Origin of the sequence: Synechococcus sp. CCY9201 (assembly GCF_034931105.1) — a bacterium.
Classification (GTDB): Bacteria; Cyanobacteriota; Cyanobacteriia; order PCC-6307; family Cyanobiaceae; genus CBW1002.
Map to the genome: position 1 here is coordinate 1 of NZ_JAYGIC010000005.1, position 9,341 is coordinate 9,341.

Below are 9,341 nucleotides of genomic sequence, written 5' to 3' on the forward strand. Positions count from 1 at the left end.
GCTGCTGGTGGCCCAGCCGGCGGCGCTGCTGGGCGGGATGGGCCGGGCCTCCGCCCCTTCCCTGCCGCTGATTCCGGTGCTGATCGCCCTGGCCGGAGCCCTGTGCACTGCCCTGGCCTACGTGAGCGTGCGCCAGCTGGGCCGCAGTGAGCATCCCCTGGTGATCGTGTTCTATTTCCCCCTGGTGGCCGTGCCCCTGAGCCTGCCGCTGGTGGCGCTCGATCCGGTGATGCCCACGCCGGTGGAGCTGCTCTGGCTGGTGGGGGTCGGATTGTTCACCCAGCTGGGCCAGGTGTGGCTCACCCGGGGCCTCACCGCCCTGCCGGCGGCTAAGGCCACGGCGATCAGCTACGCCCAGGTGGTGTTCGCCGGGCTCTGGGGCTGGCTCATCTTCCAGGAGGGGATCGACGGCTGGACGCTGCTGGGCGCGGCCCTGGTGCTGCTGGCCACCCTGCTCAGCCTGAGCGGCCGTTCAGAGGCAGGGGGTAGGTCAGCCAGTCCTGGTTGAGACCGTCGCTGCTGCCGGTCGGTTGGGCCAGCCGCCAGCTCTGGCCCCGCTCGCCCCGCTGCAGATAGAGATCGAAGGGGGTATCGACCCGGATGGGATCGCCGGCCAGGCGCCAGTCGAAACGGCCGTTGAGGTGCAGGCCCTTGGCCTCGCCGATGGCCAGGCTTTCCTGGTGCTCCAGCCGCACCCGGCTCACCTCGGGCGGGCCGGCCGGCTCCAGGGCCAGGGCCTGGGCAATGGCTCCCTGGGTGAGGTCGATCTGCAGGCCCAGGGCGCTGAGCAGCACCGATCGCGGCGGCTGCCCCACGCCGCCACATCCCCCCAGGCTCAGCGGCAGCAGCAGCGCCAGCAGGATCAGGCTGCCTGTGAGCAGCCGGCGCAACTGCGAGGGGGGTGGCAGGGCGGGCAGCATGGGGGCGACGAAGCGAGCTTCCCCATGATCGGTTGGCTGCAAGGGCAGGTGAGCGATCCCTGGCAGCAGGGGGCGCGCTGCGGATTGCTGCTGCTCTGCCAGGGCGTGGGCTATGAGGTGCAACTGAGCCAGCGGCACTGGCGGGAGCTGCCGTCGGCTGGGTCGCGGCTCAGCCTGCACATCCATCACGCCATCCGGGACGATGCCTGGACGCTCTACGGCTTCCCCCAACGGCAGGAGCGCGACCTGTTCCGAGAGCTGGTGGCCGTGAGTGGCGTGGGCCCGCAGATGGCCCTGGGGTTGCTGGGTGCGATGGCGGCCGAGGAGCTGGCCCGCGCCATCGTCCAGGCGGATCTGCGCCAGCTCAGCAGTGCCCCCGGGGTGGGCAAGCGCACGGCGGAGCGGTTGTCGGTGGAACTGCGGAGCCGTTTGCAGGAGCGCTTCGCTGACCTGCTGGACGGCGTGGTGGATGGCTTCGACGACTGGGCGGAGAGTCCGACCGCTGGAGCGGAGGGCGCGGCGACGGCCCTGGTCGCGTCCACCCGCAGCGAGGTGGAGCAGACGCTCGAGGCCCTCGGTTATGAGGTGCTGGAGATTCACCGGGCCCTGCGGGCCGTGGCGGCCAGTGATGCCGTCGCTGTTGCCCAGGGCGAGCTGGGCCTCTGCGGCGACGCCGAGACCTGGCTGGCGGCCTGCCTGCGCTGGCTGTCGCGGCCAGCGGCCTGACCAAAACAGGAAGGAATGGCCAGCCAGAGAGCTGTTCTGCCGGAAGGTAGGGTAGATGTTTGTTCGTTACGGGCCAGACGCCGCCCCCATGCCGCTCAACACCATCCAGAAGCAGGAACTGATCAACAGCCATCAGACCCACGGCACCGACACGGGTTCGGTCGAAGTGCAGGTGGCGATGCTGAGCGAGCGCATCAGTCAGCTCAGCGGACACCTGCAGAAGAACATCCACGATTTCTCCTCCCGCCAGGGTCTGCTGAAGATGATCGGTCGCCGCAAGCGGCTGCTCGCCTACCTGCGCAGCAACAGCGAGGATCGCTACACCTCTCTGATCGCCACCCTCGGCATCCGCGGCTGAGGTCTCGCCATGGCCCGCCAGGGACAGCCCAAGCCGTTTGAGCCCCGCGGGTCCAGGAAGCCTGCAAAGGCCACTGCCAAATCCTCAATCAGCCCTAAAGCCTCGGGCAGCGCCAAAGCCTCCCGTGGTCAGCAGGCCATTCCTGAGATGGTGGCCAATCGCATGGCCCGTCGTATCGCCATTGCCACCGGCATTCCCTCCGCTCTTGGCATGGGGGTGTTCGTGGCCAGTTATTTTCTGGTCAGCCGAGGTGTGGTGGACATCGCTCCCGCCCTCACCCTGGTGACTTCCGGAGCGTTTTTCCTGCTGGGTCTGGTCGGCCTGAGCTACGGCGTTCTGTCTTCCAGCTGGGAAGATGTGCCGGGCAGCCTGCTGGGGCTGGAGCAGATCCGCGTCAATCTCGGACGACTGCGTCAGTCTGTGCGGGCCATGCGTCAGGGCAGCCCGGCTGAGTGAGGTCCTACCCGCCTTGAGCCCTACCCCGCCTTGAGGGGAGAGCGCAACGTCGCCCGGAAGTCTGCCGAGCCCAGGGTGGCGACGGCAGCTTCGGCATCGGCCACACAGAACTGGTGGCCCAGGCGCACATAGAGGGTTTTCTCGGCCTGTCGCACCACCGCCACCACCGGCACCCGCAACCCCGCTTCGTCCTGGGGCGGACGGTGGCGCTGCAGACATTCGCGCAGCCGATGCTGCACACCAATGTCGGCAGCGGCCTCGGCGGGCAGCTCCACCAGCAGCAGTTGCAGGTCTTCGATGCTGCGACAGTCGTCCACGATCAGCTGAACCCGGTCGTCGCGCCGGTCGACCGAGCCCCAGATCAGCAGCCGCGCATCCACCATCAGGTGATCGGCGAGCCGCGCGTAGCTCTTGGGGAACACCACCGCCTCGCAACTGCCGGTGAGATCCTCCAGCTGCAGGACCGCCATGCGATCGCCCTTGCGGGTGGTGACCTGACGCAGCTCCGGCACCATCACCACCGCACTCACCTTGGCCTTGTCCGCCTGCTCCTCCAGGGCCGCCAGGCTCACCGGTGACAGCAACTTCACCTGCTGGGCCAGCTGCTTGAGCGGGTGGTCGGACAGATAGAACCCCACCAGATCCTTTTCCAGCCGCAGCTTCTCGGTGGGGGGATAGTCCTTCACGGGGGCCGCCTTGGGGGCGGTGCTGAGGTCGCCGCTGGCCGAACCGCCTGCTGTGGTGCTGTCTTGCGCGGCACCACCACTGGCCAGGCCACCACCGAGCAGGTCGAACAGATTGCCCTGGCCACTGGCCCGGTCCTTGGCGCGGGAACTGGCCCAGTCGAGCACCAGATCCAGATCCGCCATCAGCTGGGCCCGGTTGGCACTGGGTTCGAGCGCGTCGAGAGCACCGCAGTGGATCAGGGCCTCCAGAGCGCGGCGGTTGAGCTGCTGGGAGGGGATCCGGTCGCAGAGATCCGCCAGGGAGCGGAAGGCTCCATCGCTGCCGCGGGCCTCAAGCAACTGGCGGATGGCGCCATCGCCGAGGTTGCGCACGGCCGAGAGGCCGAAGAGGATGCGATCACCCACGGGGGTGAAATCGATGCCGGAGGCATTCACATCCGGCGGCATCACTTCGATGCCCATGGCGTTGCAGTTGGCGATGTAGCGCTGCACCTTGCTGCTGTCGCCGGCATTCACCGTGAGCAGCGCCGCCATGTAGGCCACCGGGTAGTGGGCCTTGAGGTAGGCGGTCTGGTAGGTCACCGCGCCGTAGGCGGTGGAGTGGCTCTTGTTGAAGCAGTATTCGGCGAACAGCACCATCTGCTCAAACAGCGCTTCGGCGAGCTTCGGATCGACTCCGCGTTCCGTGGCACCCTGCACGAAGAGGCTCTGGTGCTTTTCCATCTCGCTCTTTTTCTTCTTGCCCATCGCCCGCCGCAGCAGATCGGCCTCACCGAGGGAGTAGCCGGCCAGGTCCTGGGCGATCTTCATGATCTGCTCCTGATAGACCATGATCCCGTAGGTTTCGTTCAGAATCGGCTTCAGGGTCTCGTGGGCGAAGTCGATCGCTTCGCGGCCATGCTTGCGGTTGATGAATTTGGGGATCAGGCCCGCATCCAGAGGCCCTGGTCGGTACAGGGCCAGGATCGAGGAGATGTCTTCAAGGGATGAGGGCTTGAGGTCGCGCACGATCTGCCGCATGCCGCTCGATTCCAGCTGGAAGATGCCCTCCAGATCTCCGCGGGCCAGCAGCGCGAAGGTGCCTTCATCGGCGGGCGGCAGATCGTCGGGATCGATGCGTTCGCCACAGCTCTGCTGCACCAGATCGAGCGTCTTCTCGATCATGGTGAGATTCTTGAGGCCGAGGAAGTCCATCTTCAGCAGCCCCATCGACTCCACATCCTCCATGAAGTACTGGGTGATCACCTGACCATCGTTGTTGCGCTGCAGTGGCACCAGCTCATCGAGGGGATCGGCGGCGATCACAACGCCCGCGGCATGGACGCCGAAGGTCTTGTTGGTGCCTTCGATCCGGCGGGCCAGATCCACCCAGTGCTTCACCTTCGGGTCGTTCTCGTACTTCTCGCGGAACTCCGGCGCCGGTGATTCGGGTCCGATCATCTCCTTCAGCTTGGCGGGTTTACCCCGCACCACCGGGATCAGCTTCGCCAGGCGGTCGGCTTCGCCATAGGGAATGTCGAGCACGCGGGCCACGTCCTTGAGCACCGCCTTCGAGGTCATGCGGTTGAAGGTGATGATCTGCGCCACCTTCTCCTCGCCGTAGCGGCGGGTCACGTACTCGATCACCTCACCGCGGCGCTCGATGCAGAAGTCGGTGTCAATATCCGGCATTGACTTGCGTTCCGGGTTGAGGAAGCGCTCGAACAGCAGACCGTTGGTGACCGGGTCGATGTTGGTGATCCCCAGGGCGTAGGCCACCAGTGATCCGGCGGCCGATCCCCGTCCCGGACCCACCGGGATACCGTTGTCGCGGGCGAAGCGGATGTAGTCCCACACCACCAGGAAGTAGGTGGGGAAGCCCATCTGCTCCATCACCTGCAGTTCGAAGGCGAGGCGCTCGCCGTAGGTGGGATCGAAGCCGTCTCCCTCGGCCAGCTTCAGCCGCGCCCGCAGGCCCTGCTCAGCCACGGCGGTGAGATAGCTCACGGCCGTGTGCCCCTCCGGGATCGGAAAGCGGGGCATCTGGTAGCGGCCGAGGATGTCGTAGTCCTCCACTTTCTCCGCCACCTTGGCGGTGTTGGCGATCGCCGCCTCGATCACCGCCGGCTCGAGGTGATCGCTGAAGAGCTGGCGCATTTCCGCCTCGCTCTTGATGTATTCGGTGCCGGTGTAGCGCAGCCGCTTCTCGTCGGTGATCAGCTTGCCGGTGAGCACGCACAGCAACGCATCGTGCGCTTCCACATCCCCCACGCTGAGGTAGTGGGCATCGTTGGTGGCCAACAGCGGAATTCCCAGCTCGGCACCGATCGCGGCGATGCCGGTATTGACGATCCGGTCTTCGATGCCGCCGTGGTCCTGGATCTCGAGGTAGAAATCGTCTCCGAAGACGCTCTGGTACCAGCCCGCCACCTCCCGCGCCACATCGGGCCGGCCCCGCAGGATCGCCTGGGGGATTTCGCCGCCGAGGCAGGCGGTAGCCACGATCAGTCCCTCGCTGTATTGCTGCAGCAGCTGCTTGTCGATGCAGGCGCGTGAAAAGATGCCGCGGCCGCGCATGCCGCGCAGGTGGCTGATGCTGGTGAGCTTCACCAGGTTGCGGTAGCCGGTGGCGTTCTTGGCCAGCACCACCAGGTGGTAACGGCGCTCCTTCTTCGGCTGCGGATCCTCGATCGAACCGTTGATCACATACATCTCATTGCCGATGATCGGCTTGATCCCGGCGCCCTTGCAGAGCTTCAGCAGCTCGATCGCGCCGTACATCACACCGTGATCGGTGAGGGCCAGGGCGGGCATGCCCAGCTCCACAGCCCTCTCCACCATCGCCGGCAGCTGACTGGCCCCGTCCAGCAGGCTGTAGTCGCTGTGGTTGTGGAGAGGGACGAAGGCCAAGGGGTTGCCGGGGGTGAAGCGGGCTGAAGACGGCAGGCCACCGCAGACAACGGGGCCCCGTGCACCCTAGGCCCGCCGGATCTGGTGGTCCTGGTGCCGCCTGCGATTCCGGGCCAGGGCAGCGGTATGGCTCAGGGCACCAGGGCGGCTTCCGGTCGGCTGGCCATCACATCGGCGGCTTGCTCGTAGTGATGCGCCACCTGCAGCAGGCGCTCCTCTTCCAGCACGCCCGTGATCAGCTGCAGGCCGATCGGCAGGCCCTTGGAATCGAAGCCGCAGGGAACGCTGATCGCCGGCAGGCCGGCCATGTTGGCCGGGATGGTCAGCAGGTCGGCCAGGTACATGGCCAGGGGGTCGTCGCTGTGGGCACCGAAGCGGAAGGCGGTGGTGGGGGAGGTAGGGGTGAGCAGCACGTCCACCGTCTCGAAGGCGCGATTGAAATCACGGCGGATGAGGGTGCGCACCTGCTGGGCCTTCTTGTAGAAGGCGTCCACGTAGCCGGCCGAGAGCGCGTAGGTGCCGATAAGGATGCGGCGCTGCACCTCGTCGCCGAAGCCCTCGGCGCGGCTGCGGGAGGTCATCTCGGCCAGGCTGCCGGTTCCTTCGGCCCGGTAGCCGTACTTGACGCCGTCGTAACGGGCCAGGTTGGCGCTGGCCTCCGAGGGGGCGATCACGTAGTAGGTGGCGATGCCGTCGTTGAAGCGCGGGCAGCTCACATCCACCAGGTCACAGCCGAGGGCCTCGAGCTGGGCTGCGGCGGCCATCACCGAGGCCTTCACTTCCGGGTCGAGCCCTTCGGCTTCGAAGCACTCGCGCACCAGGCCCACCCGCAGGCCCGCCACCGGCTGGCGCAGCGCGGCCAGGTAATCGGGAACAGGAGCCTTGAGGCAGGTGGCATCGCGGGGGTCGGCGCCGGCGATCACCTGCAGGATCTCGGCCGCATCGGCCACGCTGGTGGCGAACGGACCCACCTGATCGAGGGAACTGGCGAAGGCCACAAGCCCCCAGCGGCTCACCCGGCCGTAGGTGGGCTTGAGACCCACCACCCCGCAGAAGGAGGCGGGCTGGCGGATCGATCCACCTGTATCTGAACCGAGGGCTGCAAGGCCTTCGCCGGCTGCCACGGCGGCGGAGCTTCCACCGGAGCTGCCGCCCGGTACGCAGTCGGGGTCCCAGGGATTGCGGCTGGGTCCGAAGGCCGAGGTCTCGGTGGAGCTGCCCATGGCGAACTCGTCGAGGTTGGTCTTGCCGAGCAGCACGCCGCCGGCGTTCCAGAGCCGCTCGGTGACGGTGGATTCATAGGGCGGAACGAAGCTCTCCAGCATGCGGCTGGAGCAGGTGGTGCGGATCCCCTTGGTGCAGAGGTTGTCCTTGATCGCCAGCGGAACGCCAGCCAGGGGGGGGAGCTCCTCACCCGCGGCCCGGGCCGCATCGATGCGATCGGCGTCGGCGCGGGCGCGATCGGCGGTGACCTCGAGGAAGGCGTGGATGGTGGGATCCACGGCCTCGATGCGGGCCAGATGGTGATCGGTGAGCTCGCGGGCGGACACCTCGCCGCTGTTCAGCTGCTCACGCCATGCGGCGATCCCCATCCACCCTGATCCCGACTGCGATGGACGCTATCAGTCGGCACCCTCGCCGTCGTCGGGGAATTCGGTCAGGGGTTCGCTCTTGTGGGTGCGTACCAGCTCGTGCTCGATCGATCCGGGCTTCTCTTCGGACAGATCGGCGAGGAAGGCCGGCAGGGCGGCCTCCAGCGAACGGCGCCGCAGGAAGGGGCCGAACCAGTACACGGCTTCGGGGTCATGGGTTTCGATCCGGGCCCACCAGGCCAGTCCCAGCCCATTCACAACACTCCGCGTGGGCCAGAGCAGGGGATTCATCAAAAGGGCGCCAGTCCTTTCCATTCTGCCCAGGTCATCGGCCTCTGATCCGCCATGCCGTCAGAGCCGGATATCTCCGTCAAAGCCGGAAGCGGCGCCGTAGGCATCACCAGTCTCGGAGGCGGTGAAGTCGTCGCTGACGAGCGCGTCCGGGGCCGGATCCTCAAACGGGGTGCCAGCTCCCTGGTCCTGCAGCCCGTGATCCTCAGCAGCGCTGCTGTCATCGGAATGGACCAGGGCAGCACTGGTGCCGGCCATCGGGAGATCGGCAGCGTCGTGACCGACGGTGCCCAGGAGGGGAGCCCCAAGCTGAGCAGACTCTGGAGGGGCGGCCTCCAGGGGGGCTGGGTCCAATTCGGCCGTGTCGAGCGGGGAGTTGGCGAGATCGAGAGGGCTGCGATCGGCAGGGTCGGGATCAGGGGTGTCGACCAAGTTGGTGGCCTCCTGGATCAGCCCCTGGCTGTCGACAGCTTCCGCGGATGCGGCTGCCTCGGGTGCGTCTTCGTCGTCCAACTCTGGTTCGCTGGAGACAGCCGGCATGGTGACAGCTGCGGCACTGGGCAGGGCCGGCCGCACAATCCGCGGCGCCGGAGCGGAGCCCAGCACGGTCTTCATCCAGCTGCGGCGGGCCACCTCGTAGAGCATCAGGGCCGTGGCCACCGAGGCATTGAGACTGGGGGTGGCGCCCCGCAGGGGAATGCGCACCAGCTGGTCGCAGGAGCGGCGGGTGAGCATCGACAGCCCGTCACCTTCTGAGCCGGTGACGATCACCAGCGGACCATCCAGGTCAGCCTCCTCGAGGGTGACGCTGCCTTCGCTGGCCAGGCCCACGACGCGATAGCCCTCCTTTTTGAGGGTGTCCAGGGCGCGGTTGAGGTTCACCACCCGGGCCACCGGCAGATGTTCGAGGGCGCCGGCGGCCACCTTGGCCACTGAGCCGGTCAGGCCGGCGCTGCGGCGTTGGGGCAGGACCAGGCCGTGGGCCCCGAGGGCTTCGGCGCTGCGGGCGATCGCGCCCAGGTTGTGGGGATCGGTGACGCTGTCGAGGGCCATCAGCAGGGGGGGCTCGCCGATCTCCCGGCAACCCTCGATCAGGCTGGGCAGATCGAGGGTTTCGGCCGCGGCGGTCTGCAGCACGATCCCTTGATGCACGGCCCCGCTGGTGAGCTGGCCGAGGCGGGCCCAGGTGACCTCCTCCACCAGCACACCACTGGCCTTGGCCTCCCGCAGCAGCTGCAGGAATTTGGGGCTGAAGCGCATCTCCGGCGTGCACCAGACCCGGTGAATCGGCCGGCCGCTTTCCAGAGCCGCCTGGGCGGCATGACGGCCCCAGAGCAGGTCCGGAGGAGTGTCGCCGCCGAAGCTTTCCGATTCGCCGCTGGGTTCGGGCTCCTGTCGGCTGGCCGGCGGCCGCTCGTCGCTG

Annotated in this window: 9 protein-coding genes; 4 read left to right on the forward strand and 5 right to left on the reverse strand. The window is 67.4% G+C overall.

What is annotated here, in order from left to right; genetic code table 11:
• Positions 1-508: DMT family transporter (locus tag VB716_RS00575; protein WP_323269450.1), on the forward strand; the 508-nt coding region annotated here is incomplete at its 5' end.
• Here VB716_RS00575 and VB716_RS00580 read toward each other — a convergent pair.
• Positions 456-920, reverse strand: a complete 465-nt coding sequence (locus VB716_RS00580; RefSeq protein ID WP_259722182.1) for a hypothetical protein — start codon at positions 918-920, stop codon at positions 456-458. The genes VB716_RS00575 and VB716_RS00580 overlap by 53 nt on opposite strands.
• A gap of 24 nt (positions 921-944) precedes the next feature.
• Between VB716_RS00580 and ruvA the strand changes: the two genes are divergently transcribed.
• From ruvA to VB716_RS00595, 3 genes are all read left to right on the forward strand, one after another.
• Positions 945-1,646 carry a Holliday junction branch migration protein RuvA gene (gene ruvA, locus VB716_RS00585; RefSeq protein ID WP_322757086.1) on the forward strand — a complete coding sequence of 234 codons (702 nt, stop codon included), beginning with the start codon at positions 945-947 and terminating at the stop codon, positions 1,644-1,646.
• An 88-nt stretch (positions 1,647-1,734) separates the two neighbouring features.
• Complete coding sequence (rpsO, locus tag VB716_RS00590) at positions 1,735-2,004, forward strand: 30S ribosomal protein S15 (protein WP_197155070.1); 270 nt, start codon at positions 1,735-1,737, stop codon at positions 2,002-2,004.
• A gap of 9 nt (positions 2,005-2,013) precedes the next feature.
• Entirely contained in the window at positions 2,014-2,460 is a 447-nt protein-coding gene (locus tag VB716_RS00595; RefSeq protein ID WP_197155072.1) for a PAM68 family protein, read from the forward strand.
• Positions 2,461-2,480: 20 nt separating this feature from the next.
• Here VB716_RS00595 and VB716_RS00600 read toward each other — a convergent pair whose 3' ends face one another.
• The 4 genes from VB716_RS00600 to rlmB all read right to left on the reverse strand — a co-directional run.
• Entirely contained in the window at positions 2,481-6,035 is a 3,555-nt protein-coding gene (locus VB716_RS00600; protein WP_323269451.1) for a DNA polymerase III subunit alpha, read from the reverse strand.
• Between the two features lie 131 nt (positions 6,036-6,166).
• Positions 6,167-7,627 carry an Asp-tRNA(Asn)/Glu-tRNA(Gln) amidotransferase subunit GatA gene (gatA, locus tag VB716_RS00605; RefSeq protein ID WP_197155076.1) on the reverse strand — a complete coding sequence of 487 codons (1,461 nt, stop codon included), beginning with the start codon at positions 7,625-7,627 and terminating at the stop codon, positions 6,167-6,169.
• Between the two features lie 30 nt (positions 7,628-7,657).
• Entirely contained in the window at positions 7,658-7,918 is a 261-nt protein-coding gene (locus VB716_RS00610; RefSeq protein ID WP_197155078.1) for a DUF1816 domain-containing protein, read from the reverse strand.
• 60 nt (positions 7,919-7,978) lie between these two features.
• Positions 7,979-9,341: 23S rRNA (guanosine(2251)-2'-O)-methyltransferase RlmB (gene rlmB, locus VB716_RS00615; protein WP_323269452.1), on the reverse strand; the 1,363-nt coding region annotated here is incomplete at its 5' end.

Bases quoted from the DNA above. Each gene is read 5' to 3' on its own strand.
- VB716_RS00610 (WP_197155078.1), bottom strand. From the start codon at position 7,918: ATGAATCCCCTGCTCTGGCCCACGCGGAGTGTTGTGAATGGGCTGGGA.
- rpsO (WP_197155070.1), top strand. From the start codon at position 1,735: ATGCCGCTCAACACCATCCAGAAGCAGGAACTGATCAACAGCCATCAG.
- ruvA (WP_322757086.1), top strand. From the start codon at position 945: ATGATCGGTTGGCTGCAAGGGCAGGTGAGCGATCCCTGGCAGCAGGGG.
- VB716_RS00595 (WP_197155072.1), top strand. From the start codon at position 2,014: ATGGCCCGCCAGGGACAGCCCAAGCCGTTTGAGCCCCGCGGGTCCAGG.
- VB716_RS00580 (WP_259722182.1), bottom strand. From the start codon at position 920: ATGCTGCCCGCCCTGCCACCCCCCTCGCAGTTGCGCCGGCTGCTCACA.
- gatA (WP_197155076.1), bottom strand. From the start codon at position 7,627: ATGGGGATCGCCGCATGGCGTGAGCAGCTGAACAGCGGCGAGGTGTCC.